Origin of the sequence: Pseudomonas sp. PvP009, from assembly GCF_017832995.1 — a bacterium.
In the GTDB taxonomy this organism is placed as follows: domain Bacteria; phylum Pseudomonadota; class Gammaproteobacteria; order Pseudomonadales; family Pseudomonadaceae; genus Aquipseudomonas; species Aquipseudomonas syringae.
In genome coordinates this window covers 4,454,451-4,479,146 of sequence record NZ_JAFIBG010000001.1, presented here as the reverse complement: position 1 = coordinate 4,479,146, position 24,696 = coordinate 4,454,451, and the positions used below count along the sequence as shown (strand labels likewise).

Sequence of the window (24,696 nt, the reverse complement as noted above, 5' to 3'; positions counted from 1 at the left end):
CTTGAGCTGCTTCAGGTCTGAGTCAGATTGGCCAGTGCCCATTGTTCGGCACGGGTGACGCTCAGCCCTGATTTCGCGTTGTAGGTACTGGCGACGTCCCATGCCACGCCTCGGCCCATGGCAAAGACTGCCCGGTATTTGCGCAGATTGTCATCCGGCATTTCCGTCAGCTCGGCCTGCAACTGCGCAACACTCCATACGTGCCGCTCGATGTCGCGCCCCGTCACACGCTCCACAACATCGGCCAGCCCGGCGTAGGTCAATGTGTCGCCAGCGGTGTACACCACCTGATTCACGATGCGCGGCTCGTGCATCACGATGGCGGCAGTCAGCCTGCCAATGTCCTGTGCGGTGGTGACTGTGACGGCAGTATCGAGGCTGCCCAGCGCATTGATCCGCCCGCCTTGCAGATCGACGACACCGAACGCTGGCTCGAACAGGAAGCTTGTAAACATGCCGGTCGAAACGATCACCCATTCGGTGCGCTGCTGGGCGCGCAGCTTTTCCCGCACATCGAGTTGCTCATCGAACAGATCCTGAGGGCTGCCCCGGCCGATAAGGTCGTAGTCAACGCCGAACTGCCAGGGCAGGTAGCGTTTTATGCCGGCCTTGAGCGCCGCATCCGTCAGTTTGCGTTGAGTGCCCCGGCCAGCGGCAAACCCCACACAACTGATTACCGTGTCGTAGCGCGCCATGACAGCGGCAAGTTCGTCCACGGTGGCATCGGCCAGATCGGCTGTTTCGATGGCAATGTCCAGCGCGCGGACTTCTTCGATTTCCACACGCTTGGCAGGCGTCTGAGTACTCAAGCTGCTCTGGCGTAGCAGCACGGCAATGCTCAAGCCATGTGCCCCGGCTTTCTCGACCAGCCCTCGCAACACAGCGAGCCCAAGCTCTCCTGCACCTATTACCAGAATGCGTTGTTTGACGTTTGCGTTATCGGCTTGCATGGTGACCCCTTTGGACAGCCTTTCAATTCAGGCGGGAGAGATGCTGGCATGCCTGTCGACATACAAAAAGTAGGCACATCGGTGATACCGGGCGGGCTGGACGCGCAGGAAGTGGTCAGACGCTCCGAAGCGGCCTGTGCTGCGCTCAGCGATGATGAGGATGGTCTCAAGCGCGATATTCTCGGCCACGCCGGTAACCGATGGTCACTGGGCGTGGTACATGCTCTTGGCGTCAGCAGCCCTTTGCGCCATGCCGAATTGCGCCGAAAGCTGCACGGTGTCACCCAGCGCATGCTCACTCATACCTTGCGCCAGCTTGAGCAGGACGGGCTGATCACCCGCCACGACTACCATGAGAAGCCGCTCAGGGTGGAATATTCGTTGACCGACCTGGGCATGGGGCTGCTGGTACAAATGATTCCGCTGTGGACTTGGGTGATTGAAAATTCGGAGGCGTTCAGTGCGGCGCGAAATCGTTATCTGGACAGGTAAAAGTGATGGCTGATGCGCCATCAACCCCTCGCCATTTTCCGCAGCGCCGCTTATCGTGCACGGATAATTCGCCAAGGGATGTGCACGCATGAACTACGAAGAACAAAGTCAGGCCAACAGCGCACTGATCACGCGCTTTTACGAGGCATTCGCGCAGCTCGATGCCGAGGCGATGAGTGCCTGCTATACCGATGACGTACTGTTCAGCGACCCTGCCTTTGGTGAGTTGCGCGGCACTCAGGTCGGCGATATGTGGCGCATGCTGACTTCCCGGGCAAAGAATTTCTCGGTGGTCTTCGATCAGGTGCGGGCCGATGACCAGACTGGCAGTGCACACTGGGTGGCGACGTATCTGTTCAGTCAGACCGGGCGCACGGTGGTGAACGATATTCAGGCTCGCTTTGTGTTTCGTGATGGCAAGATCTGCGAGCATCGTGATCAGTTCGATATGTGGCGCTGGTCGCGTCAGGCCCTGGGTTTGAAGGGCCTGTTGCTTGGCTGGACGCCTTTGGTGCGCAATGCCGTGAGGGCTCAGGCGCTCAAGGGGCTGAAAACCTTTTCAGAGAGCCGCCGTGCCTGAGGTCGTCAGCACTTCGAGTGCGTCGACTGCCGAACAGGTGGCCGGCAAACCCTGGTTTGTCTATCTGGTGCGCGCTGCCAACGGCTCGCTGTACTGTGGCATCAGTGATGATCCGCAGCGTCGATTCGCTGCGCACCAGAGTGGCAAGGGCGCGCGCTTTTTCTCTTCGAGTCCGGCGATGGCGCTGGTCTACGTTGAACAATGGCCCAGCAAGGGCGAGGCGTTACGCCACGAGCGGCTGATCAAGAAGCTCAGAAAAAGCGCCAAAGAGGCGTTGGCTGCCAGCTACGCAATGTCATCGATCCATGAGCGTGATGCCGTCCCATCAGTTTGAGGCTGTGTGCGGGCAGGGTGGTGCGGGTTAAGCTGTATTTTTCCCACGTGCACAGAGGCTGAACATGTCCGAGTTGATCCTTCACCACTACCCCACGTCGCTGTTCGCCGAAAAAGCGCGTCTGATGCTGGGTTTCAAAGGCCTTGCGTGGCGTTCGGTGACTATCCCTTCGATCATGCCCAAGCCTGACCTGACTGCATTGACGGGTGGCTACCGCAGGACTCCGGTATTGCAGGCCGGTGCGGATATCTACTGTGACACGGCGCTCATGGCTCGGCGTCTGGAGCAGGAAAAAGCGTCGCCAGCGTTTTACCCAAAGGGGCAGGAATTTACGGTTGCCGGCCTGGCCGCCTGGGCCGATTCGGTGTTGTTCATGCATGCCGTGAGCCTGGTGTTTCAGCCAGAATCAATGGCTGTGCGCTTTGCCAAGGTGCCGCCAGACGCCGCCAAGGCGTTCGTGGCTGACCGTTCGACGCTGTTCAACGGCGGCACTGCGTCGCGCCCGCCCGTGGAACAGGTCAAACACCAATGGCCTACGCTGATGTCGCGCCTGGAGCTGCAACTCTCGCACGGCGGTGACTTCCTGTTCGGCGTACCGTCGATTGCCGATTTCTCGGTCGCGCACACATTGTGGTTTCTCAAGCAGACGCCGGTCACCGCACCCTTTGTTGATGATTATCCGAGTGTCAGGGCCTGGCTCGATCGCGTTCTGGGTTTTGGTCATGGCACGTTCAGCGACCTGAGCTCGGCAGAGGCCATCGAAATCGCCAGAAACGCTACGCCTGCGCCATTGCCCGCTGAAGCTCTCGTCGATCCAAATGGCTTCAAGGTGGGTGAAAAGGTCGCGGTTTCTGCAGTCGACTATGGCGTCGAAGCAGTTGAGGGCGAGCTGGTATTTAGCGGCCGCGAAGAGCTGATCCTGCGTCGCGAGGACGAGCGTGCAGGCGTCGTACACGTACATTTCCCGAGAATGGGTTATCGGATCGAGAAGCGCTGAGGTTCAACGATGCTCTACGTCGCACGGACGACGCAGAGCATTGGCACGATAGTCTGGCGGGCTACTTCAATGCCGCCAGTATCTGATCCGGGTCAAACCCCCGGATCAGCGTGCCGTTGACGTCGATCAGCGGGATGCCTCTGCCGCCCAGCGCTTCATACGCCTTGCGGCCTTCTTCCGACTTCTCGATGTCGAACTCCTGATACGCAATCCCCTTGCTGTCCAGAAAACGCCGGGTCTGCTTGCAATAGCCGCACCAGTCGGTGGCGTACATCACCACTTTTGCCTGGCTGTAGCTCTGTGCGACGTCTGCCGGGGGCGGGTTGATGACGTTCTCGATCCTGCCCCAGTTTTGATAAATCACCACCACCAGCATGATCAGGGCAAACTTCTTCAGGGTGCGCAGCAGCATGTCGGTTACCGTCGCTTCAACTGGTCGGTCAGCTGCGTCGGCAGCCCTTTGATGATCAGGGTGCCGGCGGTTTCGTCGTATTCGATCTTGTCGCCCAGCAGGTGCGCTTCAAAACTGATCGACAGGCCTTCGGCGCGGCCGGTGAAGCGGCGGAACTGGTTGAGGGTGCGCTTATCCGCCGGTATTTCCGGAGACAGGCCGTAATCCTTGTTGCGAATGTGATCATAGAAGGCGCGCGGACGATCTTCGTCGATGAGTTCGGACAGCTCCTCCAGGCCCATCGGTTCGCCCATCTTGCTCTGACTGCTGGCGTAGTCGACCAGGGTCTTGGTCTTCTCGCGGGCCGATTCTTCCGGCAGGTCTTCGCTTTCCACGAAATCACTGAACGCCTTGAGCAGGGTACGGGTTTCGCCGGGCCCATCCACGCCTTCCTGGCAACCGATGAAGTCGCGGAAGTACTCGGAAACCTTCTTGCCGTTCTTGCCCTTGATGAACGAGATGTATTGCTTGGACTGCTTGTTGTTCTGCCATTCGGAAATATTGATCCGGGCGGCGAGGTGCAACTGGCCAAGGTCCAGGTGTCGGGACGGCGTCACGTCCAGCTCGGCATTCACTGCCACGCCTTCGCTGTGGTGCAGCAGGGCGATGGCCAGGTAGTCGGTCATGCCTTGCTGATAATGGGCGAACAGCACGTGGCCACCCACTGACAGATTGGATTCTTCCATGAGCTTTTGCAGATGCTCGACAGCCACCCTCGAGAACGCGGTGAAGTCGCTGCCACCGTCGATATATTCTTTGAGCCAGCCGCTGAAAGGGTGCGCGCCGGACTCGGGATGGAACAGGCCCCATGCCTTGCCCTGTTTGGCGTTGTAGCTTTCGTTGAGGTCGGCCAGCATGTTCTCGATGGCCTGGGACTCAGCGAGTTCGGAGTCGCGTGCATGGAGAACAGCGGGCGTACCGTCGGGTTTCTTCTCGATCAGGTGGACGATGCAGTGACGGATCGGCATGGGCTTCTCGGCTGAAAAAGGTGAAGAGCGTGCAGCTCGTTGCAAGATGCCCAGTGTAACGCACGCATGCGCCTGATGGCCCCGGACGGGCTGGTTTTCGCCAGCAGCGAGTGTTTGCTGGGTGTTTTTTGTGCAATTAGCATTAAAACCTGACCAAAAGGATAGGTAGAGGCGGATATTTGCCCGGCTCTGTGCTAGTTTTGCCCGGTCTTGCGCACTTAGCGCGTCAAGCGTGCAGTTAGCGCACACGTAGGTCGAACCATTACCCGGTTTCAGTATCTACACTTTCGCGATTAATCGTGGCTGCTAGCGGGTGGCCAGGTTCATTGCCTGGCCACGGGCCGACGTTGCGCTCTGCAATCCAAATGAATTTGATAGGGAAGGAACACCACCATGGCTCTTACTAAAGACCAATTGATCGCCGATATCGCTGAAGCTATCGACGCGCCAAAAACCACCGCGCGTAATGCTCTTGAGCAATTGGGCCAAATTGTTGCCGACCAATTGGAAAACGGCGTGGAAATCACTTTGCCAGGTATCGGCAAACTGAAAGTTGCAGAGCGTCCAGCTCGCACTGGCCGCAACCCTTCGACTGGCGCTGCCATCGAAATCGCTGCCAAGAAAGTTATCAAGTTCGTTCCAGCCAAAGTGCTGACCGACTCGATCAACAAGTAAGCAACCGCTTGCTGTGAAAAAGCCGTGCACCGGTTAACCGGGCACGGCTTTTTTGTGGGCGCTTGGTTTGCGGATGCTATCGTTTCTCACGCTCCGCGTGGGAATGCCGTTCGTGACGCTGTGCGGCACATGGCTGAGCCGCACTGCATACTCTGGACCGGACGCCGAGCGTCCGCAGCATGCCAGTCAAAACTGTGCGCGTTGAGCCTTGTCGAGAAACGTCCAGGCCACAAAACGGCTTTGCTTCTGGCCTTGGCCCATTTCCACCACCTTCACTTCAAGCACGCCGGCTTTTTTCAGGGCGCTCTGGATCGGCGGCAGGTTGGAGGCCTTGGACACCAGTGTGCTGAACCATGCCACCTGGCTCGGCAGCAAGGCGCTTTCCTGGATCAGTTGGGTCACGAAGCCGATCTCGCCGCCGTCGCACCACAACTCTTGTGACTGGCCGCCGAAATTGAGCACCGGCAGCTTGCGCTTGGGATCAGCCTTGCCCAACGCGCGCCACTTGCGCTGGCTGCCACGCTGCGCTTCTTCCAGCGAGGCATGGAAGGGCGGGTTGCAGAGGCTGACGTGGAAGCGTTCGCTGCTGTCGAGCAGCCCGAGCAGGATTTGCTTGCGATTGCCCTGCTGGCGCACGCTGATGGCCTTGCTAAGGCCGTTAGCCTTCACAATCGTAGTGGCTGCGGCGATGGCGGTGCTGTCGATGTCCGAACCCACGAACTGCCAGCCATAGTCGCTATGCCCCAGCAACGGGTAGATGCAATTGGCGCCAGTGCCGATGTCCAGCGCCTTGATGGAGGCGCCGCGTGGTATCACGCCTTCGTTATCTTCGGCCAGCAGGTCGGCAAGGAAGTGCAGATAGTCCGCACGCCCCGGAATCGGCGGGCACAGGTAATCGGCCGGAATGTCCCAATGGGCGATGCCATAGAACGCTTTGAGCAGCGCGCGGTTGAACACCCGTACCGCCTGCGGATTGGCGAAGTCGATGCTTTCCTTGCCGTAAGGATTGAGGATCACGAACGCTGCCAGCTCGGGGCTGGATTTGATCAGCTTCGCAAAGTCGTACTGGCCCTGATGCCGATTGCGCGGGTGCAAGGTGGCCTTTTCACGCGGCGCAGCAGGTTTGGCTGGCCGCTGAGGCTTCTTGCGCGGTGGTTTGCGGGTATCGGTCATGGATTCGATTGTCAGCCGTGAGGTTGAGTTGCCTGGCTTATTCGCGAGCAAGCGCAGCGTCGCCTTTGGCGTAGTACGCGTTGCTCGCGAATAAGTCAGTACAGAAGTTCAGATAACAAAAAGCCAGCCCATGATCGGGCTGGCTTTTCTGGCCACCTTACAGGCTGGCGATGCGTGCGTGTTGCTCGGCCAGCTTGCCCAGCGCCTGTTCGGCTTCGGTCAGCTTGGCGCGTTCCTTGGCGATGACTTCAGGCGGTGCCTTGTCGACGAAGGCGGCGTTGGACAGCTTGCCGCCGACGCGTTGCACTTCGCCTTGCAGGCGCTGGATTTCCTTGTCCAGGCGCGCCAGCTCGGCCCCTTTGTCGATCAACCCGGCCATCGGCACCAGCACTTCCATGTCACCGACCAGCGCGGTGGCGGACAGCGGTGCTTCTGCGCCTTCGGTCAGTACGGTCATGGATTCGAGCTTGGCGAGCTTCTTGAGCAGGTAATCGTTTTCGCTCAAACGACGCTGATCTTCGGCGCTGACGTTTTTGAGGAACAGTTGCAGCGGCTTGCCCGGACCGATGTTCATCTCGCCACGTATGTTACGCACGGCGAGCATCAGGCCCTTGAGCCATTCGATGTCGTCTTCGGCGGCCTGATCGATGCGCGCTTCATTGGCCACCGGCCAGGGTTGCAGCATGATGGTTTTGCCTTGCGCACCGGCCAGCGGCGCGAGGCGCTGCCAGATTTCTTCGGTGATGAACGGCATGAACGGGTGCGCAAGACGCAACGCGACTTCCAGAACGCGAACCAGCGTGCGGCGTGTGCCGCGCTGACGCTCGACCGGCGCTGTTTCGTCCCAGAGTACGGGTTTGGACAGCTCCAGATACCAGTCGCAATACTGGTTCCAGATGAACTCGTACAACGCCTGGGCGGCGAGGTCGAAGCGGAACTGGTCCAGCTGGCGGGTCACTTCGGCTTCGGTGCGTTGCAACTGCGAGATGATCCAGCGATCAGCCAGCGACAGTTCGACCGCTTCGCCGTTCTGACCGCAGTCTTCGCCCTTGTCCAGCACGTAGCGCGCTGCGTTCCAGATCTTGTTGCAGAAGTTGCGGTAGCCTTCGACGCGGCCCATGTCGAACTTGATGTCGCGACCGGTGGATGCCAGCGAGCAGAAGGTAAAGCGCAGGGCGTCGGTGCCGTAGCTGGCGATGCCGTCGGCGAACTCCTGGCGGGTCTGCTTCTCGATCTTTTTCGCCAGTTGTGGCTGCATCAGGCCACTGGTGCGTTTCTCTACCAGCGTTTCGAGGTCGATACCGTCGACGATGTCCAGCGGGTCAAGCACGTTGCCCTTGGACTTGGACATCTTCTGGCCCTGGCCATCGCGCACCAGACCATGCACATAGACAGTCTTGAACGGGACTTGCGGCGTGCCGTCCTCATTCTTCACCAGGTGCATGGTGAGCATGATCATCCGCGCGACCCAGAAGAAAATGATGTCGAAGCCGGTGACCAGCACGTCGGTGGAGTGGAAGGTTTCCAGTGCCTTGGTCTTTTCCGGCCAGCCGAGCGTGGAGAAGGTCCACAGGCCCGAGCTGAACCAGGTGTCCAGTACGTCATTGTCCTGCTGCAGCGCGACTTCCGGCCCCAGCTTGTTCTTGGCACGGACTTCGGCTTCGTCGCGGCCGACGTAGACCTTGCCGGACTCGTCGTACCACGCAGGAATGCGGTGGCCCCACCAGAGCTGACGGCTGATGCACCAGTCCTGGATGTCGCGCATCCACGAGAAGTACATGTTTTCGTATTGCTTGGGCACGAACGCGATGCGGCCGTCTTCGACAGCGGCAATTGCAGGCTCGGCCAGCGGCTTGGTGGAGACGTACCACTGATCGGTCAGCCACGGTTCGATGATGGTGCCGGAACGGTCGCCTTTCGGCACCTTCAGTGCGTGATCATCAACGCTGACCAGCAACCCGGCGGCGTCGAACGCGGCAACGATCTGCTTGCGCGCTTCGAAGCGGTCCAGCCCGGCATAGGCTGCAGGCAGGCTGCCGTCGACGCTTTCGTTCAGCGTGCCATCGAGGTTGAACACCTGAGCGGCAGGCAGCACGTTGGCATTTTTGTCGAAGATGTTCAGCAGTGGCAGGTTGTGGCGTTTGCCGACTTCATAGTCGTTGAAATCGTGGGCCGGGGTGATTTTCACGCAGCCGGTGCCGAACTCGGGATCGCAGTAATCATCCGCGATGATCGGGATAAGGCGGCCTACCAGAGGCAACTCGACGAACTTGCCGATCAGCGCCTTGTAGCGCTCGTCCTGCGGGTTCACCGCAACCGCGGCATCACCGAGCATGGTTTCCGGGCGGGTGGTGGCTACGATCAGGTAATCCAGACCTTCAGCGGTCTTTGCGCCGTCAGCCAGTGGATAACGCAGGTTCCACAAATGACCCTTCTCGTCGTGGTTCTCCACTTCGAGATCAGAAATAGCGGTGTGCAGCTTGGTGTCCCAGTTGACCAGACGCTTACCACGGTAGATCAGGCCGTCTTCATGCAGGCGCACGAAAGCTTCCTTGACCGCTTCGGACAGGCCGTCGTCCATGGTGAAGCGCTCGCGGCTCCAGTCGACGGACGAGCCCAGGCGGCGGATCTGACGGCTGATGTTGCCGCCGGACTCGGCTTTCCATTCCCAGATCTTGTCCAGAAACTTCTCGCGGCCCAGTTCATGACGGCTTACGCCTTGCGCTTCGAGACGACGCTCGACCAGCATCTGCGTGGCGATACCCGCGTGGTCGGTGCCCGGTTGCCACAGCGTATTGCGGCCCTGCATGCGACGGAAACGGATCAGTGCATCCATGATCGCGTTATTGAAACCGTGGCCCATGTGCAGGCTGCCGGTGACGTTCGGCGGCGGGATCATGATGGTGTACGAGTCACCCACGCCTTGCGGAGCGAAGTAGTTCTCGGACTCCCAGGTCTGGTACCAGGAAGTTTCGATGGCGTGCGGCTGGTAAGTCTTGTCCATGCGCGGCGGGAACCTGTGGCATTGATTCGGAAACCGGTAAGTATAGACCTGACGACCAGCGACAAGCCACAGGAGTAGCTGTGAGCTTCAAGCTTCAAGCTGGTAGTTCTGTCAGTAGGCGGCGAGTGTTCCGAGGGTCGGCTGGCGGCTCTGATACGCTCGCAGCTAGATACGTGCCGACAAAATATCCAGTTACCCGAGGTGCAGGTCCCGAGTCAGAAACTTCACTTCTGCTGCTGCGCCAATAACCGCTCCAGCCTTGCCTCCAGCCGGCGCTTGATCTCGTTTTCGATATGCGGGGCGAAGTCGTCGATGACGTCCTGCATGATCAATTGCGCGGCTGCACGCAATTCGCTGTCCAGATGCAGCAGCGCATCAGGGTTGGGCAGCGCTTGTGGCTGATCTGCCTGCTGCACCTGCAGGGCGGGCGCTGTATGGGCATCAGGTGTCAGCGTCGGGATGTCGTCTTCGTCGAAGTCCTGTTGATACGCCGCGTCGGGGCGAGCGCCGACGACATCGAACAACAGGGGAATCTGCCCTTCGGGACGAGCGCCGTCGTTCGACTGGGGAGAATGTGCGGGGTCATCGCCGAGCAATTGGCGGATCGACTCAAGGTCGTTCAGCAAATGCGCGGATTCAGCTTTTTTTGAAGTATCCATCGTGTCCTCAAAGGCGCTGCAGTCGGTGATCTTGCGGAGGATAGCCCTGTTCGCGGTAGGAGCGGAAACTCTCGCGTGCGGCAAGACGTATCGCCGGGTCTTCGACAACGACTTCGGCCACGCGGGCGAAGCGTTTGAAGAAGGCCGGAATGCTCAGGTCGAGGTTGACCAGCAGGTCGCTGTGTTCGCCCGAGTCGTCGCCCAGGCCCAGTACCACGGCAGCATCGTGATCGCTTTCGGCGTCGCCATGGGGTAGAAATACTTCGCCTCTGAAACGCCAGAGCCGGGCATCGAGGTCCTCACGCTGCGCAGCATCGCTGCAATGCAGATAGACCTTGTGACCCAGGCGCCAGGCCTTTTCCGTCAGCTTGCAGGCAAAGTCCAGGCGGGCCGCAGGATCGGCGCTGGGCAAAATGTAGAAGTCGACTTGAGTCATGTGGGTTCCAGAACCGGAGGCGTATCGACTGTGCTGCCGATACGCCAGGGTCTCTTTTTATACGCCGGCGCGGTCGAGCAGGTATTGGGTCAGCAGCGGAACAGGACGTCCGGTGGCGCCTTTTTCCTTGCCGCCGCTCAGCCATGCAGTGCCGGCGATGTCCAGGTGAGCCCAGTGGTAGGCCTTGGTGAAGCGCGACAGGAAGCAGGCTGCGGTGATGGTGCCGCCTTTCGGGCCACCGATGTTGGCGATGTCGGCGAACGGGCTGTCGAGCTGCTCCTGGTACTCATCGAACAACGGCAGCTGCCAGGCACGGTCATCGGCCTGTTTGCCCGCGTCGAGCAACTGATTGATCAGCGCGTCGTTGTTGCCCAGCAGGCCGGAGGTATGACCGCCCAGTGCAACGACGCAGGCGCCGGTCAGGGTTGCGATATCGATGACCGCCTGCGGTTTGAAGCGCTCGGCGTAGGTCAGTGCATCGCACAGCACCAGACGGCCTTCGGCGTCGGTGTTGAGGATTTCGACGGTCTGGCCGCTCATGGTCGTGACGATGTCGCCTGGACGTGTCGCGGTGCCGCTCGGCATGTTTTCGGCACAGGCCAGAATGCATACCAGATTGATCGGCAGCTTCAATTCGAGGACTGCACGCAGGGTGCCGAACACGCTGGCTGCGCCGCACATGTCGAACTTCATCTCGTCCATGCCCGAGGCAGGCTTGATGCTGATGCCGCCGGTGTCGAAGGTGATGCCTTTACCGACCAGCACAAAAGGCTGGTCGCCTTTTTTGCCACCCTGGTAGTTCATGACGATGAGGCGCGGCGGCTGGGCGCTGCCCTGTGCTACCGCGAGGAAAGAACCCATGCCCAGGTCGGCCAGTTTCTTCTCGTCGTGGACTTCCACTTTCAGGTTCTTGTGGGCCTTGCCCAGCGCCTTGGCTTCTTCGCCCAGGTAGGTCGGGTGGCAGATGTTCGGCGGCAGATTGCCGAGGTCGCGGGTCAGCGCCATGCCGGTGGCGATTGCCTGAGCGTGAGTCGAAGCGCGTTCGACGTCAGCCGCCTTGATCTTGTCGGTCAGCAGGGTGATTTTCTTCAGGGCGCGAACGTCGGCTTTCTGGGTCTTGAAGCGGTCGAAGACGTATTCGCCGTCGGCCAGGGCTTCGACCAGCAGGCGAGCCATGCCATAGGTGTCGCGGTTTTTCACCGAGAGGTCATCGAGCGCAATCGCTGCATCGGTGCCGCCCAGGCCCTTGAGGCAGGTGAGCGCTGCGCCGACGATTTTTTTCAACTGACGGTCCGACAGCTCGTCTTCCTTGCCAGTGCCGACCAGCAGGACGCGCTCGGCCTTGATGTTGGGCAGGTTGTGCAACAGCAGGCTCTGGCCGACCTTGCCGGCCAGATCGCCGCGCTTGAGGATCAGCGAAACGGCTCCGCCGCTGAGGATATCCACAGTCCTGGCAGCACCGGCCAATACACGGCTTTCACCGACGGTGACCACCAGCGTTGCGGTTTTCAAGGTTTCTGGGCTTACGCTTTTAACAACCAATTCCATGTGGGGTCCCCGAATAGACGATGAGAGTCGCAATATGAATGTCGTACGCGGCATGGCCTGAGTGTTTTCAGGGGCGATGCCTGCGCTAAGCCTTGCAGTTTGACCCCGCTGCACGACTGCTGACAACCCCGCAGAGCTGCCTGTCTGGCGTCTATGTGCGAACTATCCCCGGTGCGCAGTGACAGAAACACACATTCACAGGATAATGCCGCATATTTTTTGAGGCCCACGCCTTTTTTCGGCGTGAAGCTCTGGTTGCCGTGGCTCACAAATTTTCCCTGTTTGGCTGCCTGAGCCTGACAACTCTGGAGTGTCTGGTTTGATTGTCTTCCGTTATCTGTCCCGAGAAGTGCTGCTTACCTTGAGTGCGGTCAGCGCCGTACTGCTGGTCTTCATCATGAGCGGGCGCTTTATCAAGTACCTGGCGCAGGCTGCGTCCGGTGCGCTCGATCCTGGCGTGCTGTTTCTGATCATGGGCTTCCGTCTGCCGGGCTTTCTGCAGGTGATTCTGCCGCTGGGCCTGTTCCTCGGCATCCTCATGGCGTACGGGCGCCTGTACCTGGAAAGCGAGATGACCGTGCTGGCCGCAACCGGCATGAGTCAGCAGCGTCTGCTGGCCATCACCATGGGGCCGGCCACGCTGGTCGGGCTGCTGGTTGCCTGGTTGAGCTTCAGCCTGGCTCCGCAGGGCGCTACGCAGTTTTCGCTGCTGATCAATCAGCAGGACGCCATGACCGAGTTCGACACGCTGGTGCCGGGCCGTTTTCAGGCGCTGCGTGACGGTACGCGTATCACCTATACCAAGGAGCTGTCGGAAGACCGCTCGCAACTGGCCGGTGTGTTCATCTCGGAAAAGCGCATGTCCAGCGACAAGAGCAAGGACAACGGCATCACCGTGCTGGTCGCGGAGAAGGGCCATCAGGAGGTCCGGCCCAATGGCAGTCGCTTCCTGATCCTCGAGAACGGCTATCGCTATGACGGTAATCCGGGGGCGGCCGACTATCGCGTGATCAAGTACGACACCTATGGGGCGATGCTGCCCAAGCCGGAAATCAGCGAAGAAATCACCGACCGTGAAGCCATTCCGACCAGCGAACTGATCGGCAACCCGGCCCCGCGTTCAGTGGCCGAGTTGCAGTGGCGTATTTCGCTGCCGCTGTCGGTGTTCATCGTGACCTTGATGGCCATTCCGCTGTCACGGGTCAATCCGCGCCAGGGTCGTTATCTGAAACTGCTGCCGGCGATCCTGCTTTATATGTCGTACCTGGCCATTCTGATTTCGGTGCGCAGTTCGCTGGAGAAAGGCAAGTTGCCACTCAGCCTGGGGATGTGGTGGGTGCATGCCATCTACCTGTCCATCGGCCTGCTGTTGTTCTATTGGGAGCCTCTGCGTCTGAAGATGGCGAGTCGTCGCAGCGTCACGGAGGTGACTCGTGGTCAAGCTTGATCGATACATTGGCAAAAGCGTCCTGCTGGCGATTCTCGCCGTTCTGGGCATCATTCTGGGGCTGGTCTCGCTGTTCGCATTCATCGACGAGATGGGCGATATCAGCGACACCTACACGCTGGCGGATGCCCTCAGCTACGTCATGCTGACGGCGCCACGTCGCGTCTACGACACTTTGCCGATGGCCGCCCTGATCGGTTGCCTGATCGGTCTGGGCACGCTGGCCAGCAGCAGCGAGCTGACCATCATGCGAGCGGCGGGCGTGTCCATCGGGCGCATCGTCTGGGCGGTCATGAAGCCCATGCTGGTGCTGATGATCGCAGGCGTGCTGGTCGGCGAGTACGTTGCTCCCTATGCCGAGAACCAGGCTCAGGCTGCGCGATCGCTGGCTCAGGGCTCAGGTGATGCGCAGAGCGCCCGCCATGGTCTATGGCACCGCCAGGGCGATGAATTCATCCACATCAACACGGTGCAGCCCAATGGCCTGATGCTCGGTGTGACGCGTTATCGTTTCGACGACCAGCGCCACATGCTGACGTCCAGCTTTGCCAAAGAGGCCCACTTCAAGACCGATTACTGGGAATTGAAGGACGTCGCCACCACGCACTTCAATGACGGCAGCACCGAGGTCGTCAATACGCCGGTAGAGCGCTGGGACGTGGCATTGAGCCCGCAGCTGCTGAGCACGGTGATCATGCCGCCGGAGTCGCTGTCCATCAGCGGCCTCTGGAGTTACGCGCATTACCTGGCTGATCAGGGCTTGAGCAATGGCCGCTACTGGCTGGCGTTCTGGACCAAGGTCCTGCAACCGGCGGTGACCGTCGCGTTGGTGCTGATGGCAATCTCGTTCATCTTCGGCCCGCTGCGCTCGGTTACGCTGGGGCAGCGCGTGTTCACCGGTGTAGTGGTGGGCTTTACTTTCCGCATCATTCAGGACCTGCTCGGCCCATCGAGCCTGCTGTTCGGCTTCCCGCCGTTGCTGGCAGTGCTGCTGCCTGCCGCAGCCTGTGCGCTGGCCGGGATACTTCTGTTACGCCGTGCCGGGTAATGCACCGGCAGGACTGAAAAAGCCGACCCCCGGGTCGGCTTTTTCATGGGCGCTTTCTTAGCCCTGAAAATCCCGCATGCAAAAAAGCCCCTGGCATCGCTGCCAGAGGCTTTCTTGTATTTGCGTAGGTGCGTCGTTATCAGCCTTCGGCTTGAACTTCGTCAGCCTGCATGCCTTTCTGGCCTTGCACCGCAATGAAGGTAACTTTCTGACCTTCTTTCAGGCTCTTGAAGCCGTTACCCTGAATGGCGCGGAAGTGTACGAACAGATCCGGCCCGCTCTCAGGAGTGATAAAACCAAAACCTTTTTCGTCGTTGAACCACTTGACGGTACCGCTCTGACGTTCAGCCATTTTCTTATTTCCTTGACGCTTGACTTGAATTGGTTACAGCCTCTTTCACATGAAAGAGCACTGGGGCTGGTTGCAGGAAGTAAGAAACGTAGAACGGGTTGTAGCAAACCTTGAGCTACTGCCCAGGTCCAGATTCAGCGACCCATGCAAACACAGTTCGGAAACTCTACGCCAAGTCCCGTTACAAATACAACCCCCTTGCCTGGTACCCTGTTTCCGGGGCTTTGGCCTGATAAACGCAGTGTTTGCGCAGCGTGCACGGTGTTCGATCTGTCATAACATTTTGCACTTTATAGGTGCATTTTTGGCATATATGACAGGCTGTTCATGCGGGTGAAACATTGACGAAACACTGCGGGGAACAGTGCTACAGCAACAACGAAGTGTTGCTGTTTTTTTGACGCCGCTATTTAACCGCGGAAGTAACGTTGCGCAACGAAAGGCATTTTTGCGACGAGCATGGGCACTCTCTTGCCGCGCACCAACGCCCACACAGGTGTGTTCAGCGCCGTGTAATCGTTAGGCAGATAACCCATGGCCAGCGGGCCAGCCAGCGAAGGGCCAAAACCGCCGCTGCATACCGTACCAATAACAGTGCCTTGTTCATCGACGATCTCTGTACCTTCACGCACGGGCGTGCGCTCTTGGGGGAGCAGGCCGACTCGCTTCTTGCTAACGCCGTTCTGTTGCTGGGCAAAGATTCGCTCGGCTCCAGGAAAGCCGCCTGCACGCGCACCGTCGGCACGACGCACTTTGGAAATGGCCCATAACAGGCTGGCCTCGATCGGCGAGGTCTGCGTGTCCATATCATGGCCGTACAGGCACAGACCGGCTTCCAGTCGCAGCGAATCACGTGCGCCCAGGCCGATCGGTGCCACTTCCGGCTCTTCCAGCAGGCGGCGCGCCAAGGCCTCAGCCTGTTCGGCAGGTACTGAAATTTCATAGCCGTCTTCGCCGGTATAGCCCGAGCGACTGACGTAGCATTTGACGCCGAGCAGCGTAACGCTGGCGAACTGCATGAAAGTCATTTTGGCGACTTCCGGGGCGAGGCGTGCCAGCACGGTCACAGCGGCCGGCCCTTGCAGCGCGAGCAGGGCGCGTTCTTCAAACAGCGGTTCGATCTTGCAATGCCCGGCCAGGTGCTTGCACAAGTGCGCCAGGTCCTGATCCTTGCAGGCTGCGTTGACCACCAGCATCAACTGGTCGTTGCCGAGATTGGCAACCATCAGGTCATCGAGAATGCCGCCGTTCTCATCGGTGAACATCGCGTAACGCTGCATCCCGACCGGCAGGTCAATGATGTCCACCGGCACCAGGGCTTCCAGGGCCTTGGCGGCGTCTGCACCGGTGAGGCGAATCTGGCCCATGTGCGAGACATCGAACAGACCGGCCTGAGCGCGGGTGTGCAGGTGCTCTTTCATTACTCCAGCCGGGTATTGAACAGGCATGTCGTAACCGGCGAAGGGCACCATCTTCGCGCCGAGTTCGCGGTGCAGGGCGTGCAGGGGAGTGGTCAGAAGTGATTCTGTGGACATGTTCGATTCCTTGTTGAGCGGGCCGTGCCAATGGGCATTACCTGTGCGCGCAGCGCGATCAGGCAATGCCAGGCGGGGGCTGTCACGCTTCCTGATAGTTCTCGATGGACGGGCAGGCGCAGACCAGATTGCGGTCGCCGAAGACGTTGTCGACACGACCGACCGGAGGCCAGTACTTGTTCTCGATCAACGAATCGACCGGGTACACCGCCTGTTCGCGGCTGTAAGGATGGCTCCACTGGCCGACGATTTCGGCAGCGGTGTGCGGCGCGTTTTTCAGCGGGTTGTCATCCTTGTCCAGGGTGCCGTTTTCAACCGCGCGAATTTCCTCGCGGATCTTGATCATGGCATCGCAGAAGCGATCCAGTTCTTCTCTGGACTCACTCTCGGTCGGCTCGATCATCAGCGTCCCGGCGACCGGGAACGACATGGTCGGGGCATGGAAGCCGAAGTCGATCAGGCGCTTGGCCACGTCGTCGACGCTGATGCCGCTGCTGTCCTTGATCGGGCGCAGGTCGAGGATGCACTCGTGGGCGACCAGGCCGTTGCTGCCGGTGTAGAGCACCGGGTAATGCTCCTCCAGACGGCGCGAGATGTAGTTGGCATTGAGAATCGCCAGCTGCGAAGCGCGTTTGAGGCCTTCACCGCCCATCATGCGGATGTACATCCAGGTAATGGGCAGAATGCTGGCGCTGCCGAACGGTGCTGCGCAGACTGCGCCTTCCTTGCGCTCCATGCGGGCATGGCCGGGCATGAACGGGGCGAGATGTGATTTCACGCCGATCGGGCCAACGCCCGGGCCGCCACCGCCGTGGGGGATGCAGAAGGTCTTGTGCAGGTTGAGGTGCGACACGTCGCCGCCGAACTTGCCCGGTGCGCAGAGACCAACCATGGCGTTCATGTTTGCGCCATCGATGTAGACCTGGCCACCGTTGTCATGAACGATGCCGCAGATTTCGCGAATGCCTTCTTCGAACACGCCGTGGGTCGACGGGTAGGTGATCATGATCGCCGCCAGCTGGTCCCGATGCTGAACGGCCTTGGCGCGCAGGTCTTCGATGTCGACGTTGCCGCGTGCATCACACGCGGTCACCACGACGCGCATACCGGCCATATTGGCGGTCGCCGGGTTGGTGCCGTGCGCCGAGGAAGGGATCAGGCAGATGTCGCGATGTTCGTCGCCACGGCTCTGGTGATAGGCGCGGATAGCCAGCAGACCGGCGTATTCACCCTGCGAGCCGGCGTTCGGCTGCAGCGAGATCGCGTCGTAACCGGTGGCGGCACAGAGCATGGCCTCCAGCTCATCGGTCAGTTGCTGGTAACCAGAGCTTTGCTCGGCCGGAGCAAACGGGTGCAGGTTGCCGAATTCGGCCCAGGTCACCGGGATCATTTCGCTGGCCGCGTTGAGCTTCATGGTGCACGAGCCCAGCGGAATCATGGTGCGATCCAGCGCCAGGTCCTTGTCGGCCAGCTTGCGCAGGTAGCGCATCAGCTCGGTTTCCGAGTGATAGCGGTTGAACACCGGGTGACTGAGGATCGGCGTCTGACGCAGCAGCCCGGCCGGCAGGCGCGACTGCACGCTGTCTGCCAGCGCGGCGAAGTCCGGCAGGCTCTGGCCTTCGCCAGCGAAGATCGCCCACAGGGTTTCGACTGCCGACTGCGAGGTGGTCTCGTCCAGGGACAGACCCAGACGCTGGTCATCGATTTCGCGCAGGTTGATGTGCCTGGCGCGTGCGGCGGCATGCAGTGCAGCGGTTCTGCCGCCGGTGTGCAGGGTCAGGCTGTCGAAGAAAAATGCCTGCTCGGCCTTCAGGCCCAGCGTGCTCAGGCCTTCGGCAAGAATCGCGGTCAGGTGGTGAACGCGCTTGGCGATCTGTGTAAGGCCGCGCGGACCATGGTAGACCGCGTACATGCTGGCGATGTTGGCCAGCAGCACCTGTGCAGTGCAGATGTTGCTGGTGGCCTTCTCGCGACGAATATGCTGTTCGCGGGTCTGCATGGCCAGGCGCAGGGCCTGCTTGCCGTGACGGTCCACCGACACGCCGACCAGACGGCCCGGCATGTCACGCTTGAACGCATCGCGGGTCGAGAAGTAGGCCGCATGCGGGCCACCGAAGCCCAGCGGCACACCAAAGCGCTGGGCGCTACCGATTGCCACGTCAGCGCCGAACTCGCCTGGCGGGGTCAGCAGGGTCAGGGCCAGCAGGTCGGCAGCCACGGCGACCAGTGCATTGGCCGCGTGGAAGCGTTCGACCAGTTCGCGGTAATCGAACACGTCACCATTGCTGGCCGGGTATTGCAGCAGCGCGCCGAAGTAATCGCTGACATCGCCCAGCTCGTGCTCATCGGCCACGACCACGGTGATGCCCAACGGCTCGGCGCGAGTACGCAACACATCCAGGGTCTGCGGGTGGCAATGGCTGGACGCGAAAAACTGCTGGCTAGCCTTGTTTTTGCTCAAGCGTTTGCAAAAGGTCATTGCCTCCGCGGCTGCGGTGGCTTCGTCGAGCAGAGAGGCGTTGGCAATCGGCAGGCCGGTGAGGTCGCTGATCAGTGTCTGGAAATTGAGCAGTGATTCCAGGCGGCCCTGGGAAATCTCTGGCTGATAGGGTGTGTAAGCGGTGTACCAGGCCGGGTTTTCCAGCAGGTTGCGCAGGATCGGTGCTGGCGTATGGGTGTTGTAGTAACCCTGGCCGATGTAGGTCTTGAACAACTGGTTCTTGCTGGCGATCGCCTTGATGGACGCCAGCGCATCGGCTTCGCTCTGCCCGGCAGGCAGGTTCAGAACGCTGGTGCCCTTGATGCTTTCCGGAATGACACTTTCGCTCAGCGCATCAATGGAATCGAAACCCAGCGTTTGCAGCATGGCCTGCTCGTCGGCCGCACGCGGGCCAATGTGCCGGGCAATGAATTCGTTGGCAGTGGTCAGTTCAATACGGTCAGTCATGGCGTGCTCCTCAGGCTTCGGCGTTGGCTTTGATCAGGCGGTCGTAGGCGTCCTGATCCAGCAGGCCGTGAATGGCGTTGGCGTCTTGTGGAATGAAGCGAAAGAACCAGCCCGCACCGAGGGCATCTTCATTGACCAGCTCGGGCGTGGCGTCGAGGGCGGAATTGACCTCGACGACTTCACCGTCCAGCGGCATGTTGATGCTGCTGGCAGCTTTCACCGATTCCACCACCGACACTTCAGCGTGTTGAGTGTAGGCCTGTAATTCCGGGAGCTGCACGAAGACCACATCGCCCAGCGATTCCTGCGCGTAGGGCGTAATGCCGACCGTAACGCTGCCGTCGGTTTCGGCACGCAGCCATTCGTGGTCAACGGTGAATCGCAAATCGCTCATACAAACTCCTCGGAGAACAGGGCTCGCGCAGCACGCGAGCAATATGAGTTATGACTTAGCAATTTAGCGGCCATGTTTTATTTTTATAATTAAATCAAAGGGTTGTGTGTTTTCTAGATGTGCCTGTCGATTCTGGCTGTAGCGAAATCGCTACAGTCTTCGGGTATTCGAAAATACCTGACTGATCAGGGCCTTGATACGTAGGGAGTGAGGTGTTTTGGAGCGAAATCGTTACGGTGGAGCGTTTTCGTTACGTTCAGATCGGAGTGATTGCATCTGGCGGGCACTGGCTATCGCCGCTAAACACAGCGGTAGCGCGTCGGCAGTTAGCCGACGCGGCTTTCCGGTGAGCGTAAAAACGTTTCGAGCTCGTCAAGCGGCAGCGGCTTGCTGATCAGATAGCCCTGGATTTGATCGCAATGGTTTTCGCGCAGGAACGCCAGTTGCTCGGGGGTTTCCACGCCCTCGGCGATCACCAGCAGGTCGAGGCTGTGAGCCAGTTCGATGATGGCTCTGGCGATGGCCGCGTCCTGTGGGTTGCTGGTCACTTCGCGAATAAATGCGATGTCGATTTTAAGCTTGTCGATAGGGAAGCGGCGCAGGTACGCCAGGCTTGAATAACCGGTGCCGAAATCGTCGATGGAAATACTCACGCGACTGGCCCGCAGCGCCCCGAGAGTGGCGATGGTGTGCGCGGTGTTTTCCATCAACGAACTTTCTGTCAGCTCGACCTCAAGCCAGTGCGGCGCAACATTGTGTTTTTCGAGTGCCTGGCGGATGTCGGCGACCAGGCTGCTGTTGGAAATCTGTTGCCCTGAAATGTTGACCGCGACCTGAAACGAGCCTAACCCGGAGCGTTGCCAGCGCGCGATCTGGGCGCAGACACTGTCGACGACCCAGTTGCCGACTTCACCGATCAGGCCGAGGCTTTCCAGCACCGGGACAAATACGGCGGGCGAAACGCCTGGATGGCCAGGGCGTGGCCAGCGCAACAGCGCCTCAAGCCCGCATATGCGGTCATTGTTCAGGTCCAGCTTGGGTTGGTAGACGATTTCGAAGGCCTGGTTGCGCACTGCTTCGCGCAGCGCGGCCTCAAGGTCCAGGCGGGCGGAAACGTCGGCGTTCATCTGCGGCGTATAGAACCGGTAGTTGTCCGGCCCGATCTTTCGCGCGCTGTTCATGGCGGTGTAGGCGTGCCTGATCAGTTCGCGCGAGTCTTCGCCGTCCTCCGGGTAGAGGGCAATGCCGATGCTGGCGGTCATGACCAGGCTCTGGCCTTCTATGTGGAAAGGCACTCGCAATGCGTTGCGGATGCGCTCTAGCGTCTGCCGGGTACCCGCCTGTCCGTCACGCAGCATCAGAATCATGGCGAACTGATCGCCGTCCACGCGGCCAAGGGTATCGCTGGCATTCAGGCAGTTGGACAGTCGGCGGCTGACTTCCAGCAGCACCTCATCGCCCAGCACATGCCCCCAGGTTTCGTTGATATTCTTGAAATCGTCGAGATTGATCGTCAATGCCGCCAGCTTCCAGCGACTGATGGCCGCCTGGGTCATGCCCATTTGCAGGCTGATAAAAAACAGGTCCCGATTGGGCAGGCCGGTCAGCGTGTCGTAGTGGGCCATGGTCAGCAGGCGTTGGTCGCTTTCCTTGCGCCGGGTGATGTCGCGCACGATACCGACGATGACCCAGTCTTCGCCGGTCCGGTAAGCCTGACGATGGATTTCCACCTCGACATCGCGGCCGCTCTTGTCGCGAATCTGGGTTTCCAGGGGCTCGCTGGGGCCTTTGCCGGCAATGATCCGGTCGTACACGACCTCAAGCTTTTCCATGGACGTTTCGCCCAGTTCGGCAGGCGTCTTGTGTGACAGCTCTTCGGCGGTGTAGCCCAGCAACTGGCAGGCCCGGCGGTTGAATTCGATGAGGCTCATGGTATTGCGGTTGATCAGGAAGATCGCGTCTTCGGAAGCGTCCATCACCGTGCGGAAACGCTCGAGATCGATGGTGCGCTGCTGCAATTGATCTTCGAGGATCAGGCTGTGGTTCTTCAGGTAGTCGCCGAACGCCTTGAGGCGCAGCATATTACGCACGCGCAGCCACAGTTCGGCACTGTCCACAGGCTTGTTGAGGTATTCCTCGGCGCCCGCTTCCAGTCCTGAAAGACGCGAGCTTTGGTCGTCGAGGGCCGAGAGCATGATGATCGGTATATTGGCGGTGTTCTTTTCGGCCTTGAGCTGGCTGGCGACTTCATAGCCGTCCATGCCCGGCATCATGATGTCCAGCAGGATCAGGTCGGGTGCCTGTCGTTTGATCATGGCCAGCGCCAGCTCGCCTGATTCCGCGGTCAGTGTCCGATAACCCTGGTTCTGCAAGAGCACCTCCAGCAGGTCCCGGACATGGACGTCGTCATCGATAATCAGGATGGTCGCGGCGCTCTGGGTCATATCGAATGCTCAGGTAATGGGCTGTTGAGGCAGATTTTTTTCCAGCAGTGTGTCGATGACCCGGTACAACTCCTTGTAGCGCAACGGCTTGATGACATAAGCGTTGCAGCCTGCCAGGCGGATCTTCTCTTTGTCTTCCTTCATGGCCATCGCAGTCAGTGCGATCACCGGGATCGCAGCTGTGCTGGCGTCTTTCTTCAACAGCGATGTGGCGGTCAGGCCGTCCATTTCCGGCAGATGGATATCCATCAGGATCAGGTCGGGCTGGCGCTCGCGAGCCAGTTTCAGGCCGCTTTCGGCATCGACGGCCGACAGCACAGCGTGCCCGGCGCTGGTCAGCAACAGCTCTGCCAGACGCATGTTCGCCGCATTGTCTTCAATGATCAGGATTTGGGCCATCGTGCCTCCGCTGATTCAGGTGAGCGGATGGGCAGCCAGACCACGAAGCGTGCGCCGAGGTCCTTCACGCTGGCGACTGCGACGCAGCCGCCGTGCAGTTCGGTAAGCTGCTTGACCATCGCCAGACCCAGTCCGGTGCCCTCGAATTTGCGTGCCAGGCCACTGTCGATCTGGCTGAACGCCTTGAACAGCTTGTTCATGTCGCTCTGGGCGATGCCGATTCCGGTATCGCTGACACTCAGTTCCAGAAACTGCTCACAGTCACCGGATGGAAGCGCAAACCCGTAGGTCGGCCAGTCACCGTCGATAAGACCTGCTTGTGAAGCCGGTACCAGACGCACCGCCAGCGTCACCCAGCCACCGGGCTCGCTGAATTTCACGGCGTTGGCCAGCAGGTTGTAGACGATTTGCTTGGTCTTGCGCCGATCAAGCTCAAGCTCACCAAATTCGGCCTCTGTTTCCAGCTTCAGCTGAATATGTTGCAAGGCGGCTTGCTCGCGCACGATCAGCAGGCTGTTGCTCAGCAGTTCGTCCAGATCGACCGACTCGAGCTCCAGCGTCATCATGCCGGCCTCGACCTTGGACAGGTCAAGAATGTCGTTGATCAGCGACAGCAGGTGCTGGCCGCTGTTGAAGATATCGCCGATGTAGCGTCGCTGGGCATCGGTCATGTCGCCGACCATGCCGTCCCTGAGTGCCTCGGAAAAACCGATCACGGCATTGAGCGGCGTACGCAGCTCGTGGGACATGGTGGCAAGAAACTCGGACTTCATGTGGCTGGCGTGTTCCAGCTCGATATTCTTTTCTTCCAGCGTCCGCTCGAAACGCTTGCGCTCGGTCACGTCGCGGGCTGCGGCGAAGACACCCTTGAGCTTGCGGTCCCGGTCATGAAAGGTCGCAGCGTTGTAGGACACCACGGTTTCGGTGCCGTCATAGGCGCGCACGGTGAGTTCGTAATCACTGACCTTGTGCTCGCTGAGCACGCGCTTGATCGCGGCATCGGCGCTCGCCGGGTCGGTGAAGAAGTTCTTGCAGGGCGCACCGATCAACTCGTCGCGGGTGCGTCCGGTCAGCGCCATCATCTGCTTGTTGACGTCGGAAATGATGCCTTGCGGATCAGTCATCATCAGCGCATCGATGTTCGACTCGATCAGCGAGCGGGTATAGAACTGTTGGTCCCGCAAGCGCTGATCGAGCAAGGCCTGAGCCTCTTCCTCCTGCTTGCGTGCAGTGTTGTCGGTGCCGATCAGCAGATAACCGATGATGGTTTCGGCGCTGTCGCGCAGTGACGTGACCGAGACCATGGCCGACAGTCGGCTGCCATCCTTGCGGATGTAGGTCAGTTCGTAGATGTCTTCAATGCCGCGCGAAGCCTTGAACACCAGCGCCTCGAAGCCCGGCGTGATGGGCGTGTTGAGTTCATGGCTGAGGGCTGCTGCGCGGATGATGAGCTCGGCGGGGTCGGAGATGTCCGCAGGTGTGATTTTGTCGACCACGTCCTCGGAGTGATAACCGAGCATGCGTTCGGCGCCGACATTGAATATCTGGATAACGCCGTGTTCGTCGGTTGCGATGCTTGAGAAGTAAGCGCTGTTGAAAATTGCATCCTGCAGTGCGCCGGTCTTGAGGAGGATTTTCTGACGGCGAGTTTCGACGATTTTTTCAGCGCGAGACTGAGCGTCGACGAGCGGGCGGTCCACTGGCGAGGTTGGCATATGACTTCCCGGTACTACCTGACCTTTTTGCCATTACGGCCGTAATAACACTACGGACATCCATTCAAATGGATGATAAGAGGTTTATGGACGATACCAGATCGTTATCGGCAGATTAGTTATTAAATGAAACTTTTCGGAATATATT

At 59.7% G+C, this 24,696-nt stretch carries 22 protein-coding genes; 7 read left to right on the top strand and 15 right to left on the bottom strand.

The features are described from left to right. Window positions 1-11: 11 nt before the first annotated feature. The gene (locus tag JOE29_RS19280; protein ID WP_057406422.1) at window positions 12-950 is read right to left on the bottom strand and encodes an aromatic alcohol reductase; all 939 of its coding nucleotides are present in this window, start codon (window positions 948-950) and stop codon (window positions 12-14) included. Between the two features lie 48 nt (window positions 951-998). Here JOE29_RS19280 and JOE29_RS19275 point away from each other — a divergent pair, with 48 nt between their 5' ends. The 4 genes from JOE29_RS19275 (at window position 999) to JOE29_RS19260 (ending at window position 3,353) form a co-directional block, all read left to right on the top strand. Next, a complete protein-coding gene (locus JOE29_RS19275) occupies window positions 999-1,442 on the top strand; it encodes a helix-turn-helix domain-containing protein (RefSeq protein ID WP_003421782.1) in 444 nt (147 codons plus the stop codon). 88 nt (window positions 1,443-1,530) lie between these two features. After that, the gene (locus JOE29_RS19270; protein WP_057406421.1) at window positions 1,531-2,022 is read left to right on the top strand and encodes a nuclear transport factor 2 family protein; all 492 of its coding nucleotides are present in this window, start codon (window positions 1,531-1,533) and stop codon (window positions 2,020-2,022) included. Next, window positions 2,015-2,356: a GIY-YIG nuclease family protein gene (locus JOE29_RS19265; protein WP_210079772.1), complete on the top strand. Its 342-nt coding sequence runs from the start codon at window positions 2,015-2,017 to the stop codon at window positions 2,354-2,356. The genes JOE29_RS19270 and JOE29_RS19265 overlap by 8 nt, the downstream gene beginning before the upstream one ends. 64 nt (window positions 2,357-2,420) lie before the next feature. Then, entirely contained in the window at window positions 2,421-3,353 is a 933-nt protein-coding gene (locus tag JOE29_RS19260; protein WP_044311913.1) for a glutathione S-transferase family protein, read from the top strand. 61 nt (window positions 3,354-3,414) lie between these two features. On the opposite strand, the gene JOE29_RS19255 is transcribed toward JOE29_RS19260, so the two are convergent. Continuing rightward, complete coding sequence (locus JOE29_RS19255) at window positions 3,415-3,765, bottom strand: glutaredoxin family protein (RefSeq protein ID WP_044311912.1); 351 nt, start codon at window positions 3,763-3,765, stop codon at window positions 3,415-3,417. 5 nt (window positions 3,766-3,770) lie between these two features. Next, a complete protein-coding gene (gene yejK / locus JOE29_RS19250; RefSeq protein WP_024662369.1) occupies window positions 3,771-4,772 on the bottom strand; it encodes a nucleoid-associated protein YejK in 1,002 nt (333 codons plus the stop codon). A 393-nt stretch (window positions 4,773-5,165) separates the two neighbouring features. Here yejK and JOE29_RS19245 point away from each other — a divergent pair, with 393 nt between their 5' ends. Then, the gene (locus tag JOE29_RS19245; protein ID WP_002552279.1) at window positions 5,166-5,447 is read left to right on the top strand and encodes an HU family DNA-binding protein; all 282 of its coding nucleotides are present in this window, start codon (window positions 5,166-5,168) and stop codon (window positions 5,445-5,447) included. 186 nt (window positions 5,448-5,633) lie between these two features. Here JOE29_RS19245 and rlmF read toward each other — a convergent pair whose 3' ends face one another. The 5 genes from rlmF to JOE29_RS19220 all read right to left on the bottom strand — a co-directional run bounded on the left by rlmF (window position 5,634) and on the right by JOE29_RS19220 (window position 12,267). Beyond that, window positions 5,634-6,620: a 23S rRNA (adenine(1618)-N(6))-methyltransferase RlmF gene (rlmF, locus tag JOE29_RS19240; RefSeq protein WP_003421787.1), complete on the bottom strand. Its 987-nt coding sequence runs from the start codon at window positions 6,618-6,620 to the stop codon at window positions 5,634-5,636. Between the two features lie 157 nt (window positions 6,621-6,777). Continuing rightward, entirely contained in the window at window positions 6,778-9,624 is a 2,847-nt protein-coding gene (locus tag JOE29_RS19235) for a valine--tRNA ligase (RefSeq protein ID WP_044311911.1), read from the bottom strand. Window positions 9,625-9,848: 224 nt separating this feature from the next. Beyond that, the gene (locus JOE29_RS19230) at window positions 9,849-10,283 is read right to left on the bottom strand and encodes a DNA polymerase III subunit chi (RefSeq protein ID WP_074996593.1); all 435 of its coding nucleotides are present in this window, start codon (window positions 10,281-10,283) and stop codon (window positions 9,849-9,851) included. 7 nt (window positions 10,284-10,290) lie between these two features. After that, on the bottom strand, window positions 10,291-10,719 hold the full coding sequence (locus JOE29_RS19225; RefSeq protein WP_002552284.1) for a DNA polymerase III subunit chi: 429 nt from the start codon (window positions 10,717-10,719) through the stop codon (window positions 10,291-10,293). Window positions 10,720-10,776: 57 nt separating this feature from the next. Next, a complete protein-coding gene (locus JOE29_RS19220) occupies window positions 10,777-12,267 on the bottom strand; it encodes a leucyl aminopeptidase (RefSeq protein ID WP_003316900.1) in 1,491 nt (496 codons plus the stop codon). A 319-nt stretch (window positions 12,268-12,586) separates the two neighbouring features. Here JOE29_RS19220 and lptF point away from each other — a divergent pair, with 319 nt between their 5' ends. Both lptF and lptG read left to right on the top strand, forming a co-directional pair. Beyond that, entirely contained in the window at window positions 12,587-13,714 is a 1,128-nt protein-coding gene (lptF, locus tag JOE29_RS19215; RefSeq protein WP_003316899.1) for an LPS export ABC transporter permease LptF, read from the top strand. Next, on the top strand, window positions 13,701-14,762 hold the full coding sequence (lptG, locus tag JOE29_RS19210) for an LPS export ABC transporter permease LptG (protein ID WP_003316898.1): 1,062 nt from the start codon (window positions 13,701-13,703) through the stop codon (window positions 14,760-14,762). The genes lptF and lptG overlap by 14 nt, the downstream gene beginning before the upstream one ends. Window positions 14,763-14,901: 139 nt before the next feature. On the opposite strand, the gene JOE29_RS19205 is transcribed toward lptG, so the two are convergent. From JOE29_RS19205 to JOE29_RS19175, 7 genes are all read right to left on the bottom strand, one after another. Next, a complete protein-coding gene (locus JOE29_RS19205; RefSeq protein ID WP_003316897.1) occupies window positions 14,902-15,114 on the bottom strand; it encodes a cold-shock protein in 213 nt (70 codons plus the stop codon). Window positions 15,115-15,524: 410 nt separating this feature from the next. Further along, on the bottom strand, window positions 15,525-16,649 hold the full coding sequence (gene gcvT / locus JOE29_RS19200; RefSeq protein ID WP_103363032.1) for a glycine cleavage system aminomethyltransferase GcvT: 1,125 nt from the start codon (window positions 16,647-16,649) through the stop codon (window positions 15,525-15,527). An 82-nt stretch (window positions 16,650-16,731) separates the two neighbouring features. Beyond that, window positions 16,732-19,596: an aminomethyl-transferring glycine dehydrogenase gene (gene gcvP / locus JOE29_RS19195; protein WP_103363033.1), complete on the bottom strand. Its 2,865-nt coding sequence runs from the start codon at window positions 19,594-19,596 to the stop codon at window positions 16,732-16,734. Window positions 19,597-19,606: 10 nt separating this feature from the next. After that, the gene (gene gcvH, locus JOE29_RS19190) at window positions 19,607-19,990 is read right to left on the bottom strand and encodes a glycine cleavage system protein GcvH (protein WP_003316893.1); all 384 of its coding nucleotides are present in this window, start codon (window positions 19,988-19,990) and stop codon (window positions 19,607-19,609) included. 326 nt (window positions 19,991-20,316) lie between these two features. After that, complete coding sequence (locus tag JOE29_RS19185) at window positions 20,317-22,434, bottom strand: EAL domain-containing protein (RefSeq protein WP_137984200.1); 2,118 nt, start codon at window positions 22,432-22,434, stop codon at window positions 20,317-20,319. 9 nt (window positions 22,435-22,443) lie between these two features. Beyond that, a complete protein-coding gene (locus JOE29_RS19180) occupies window positions 22,444-22,833 on the bottom strand; it encodes a response regulator (RefSeq protein ID WP_003341793.1) in 390 nt (129 codons plus the stop codon). Next, window positions 22,818-24,548 (bottom strand): PAS domain-containing sensor histidine kinase, encoded by a 1,731-nt coding sequence (locus JOE29_RS19175; protein WP_024649678.1) that lies wholly within the window; start codon window positions 24,546-24,548, stop codon window positions 22,818-22,820. Before JOE29_RS19175 ends, JOE29_RS19180 begins: the two co-directional genes overlap by 16 nt. Between the last annotated feature and the right edge of the window lie 148 nt (window positions 24,549-24,696).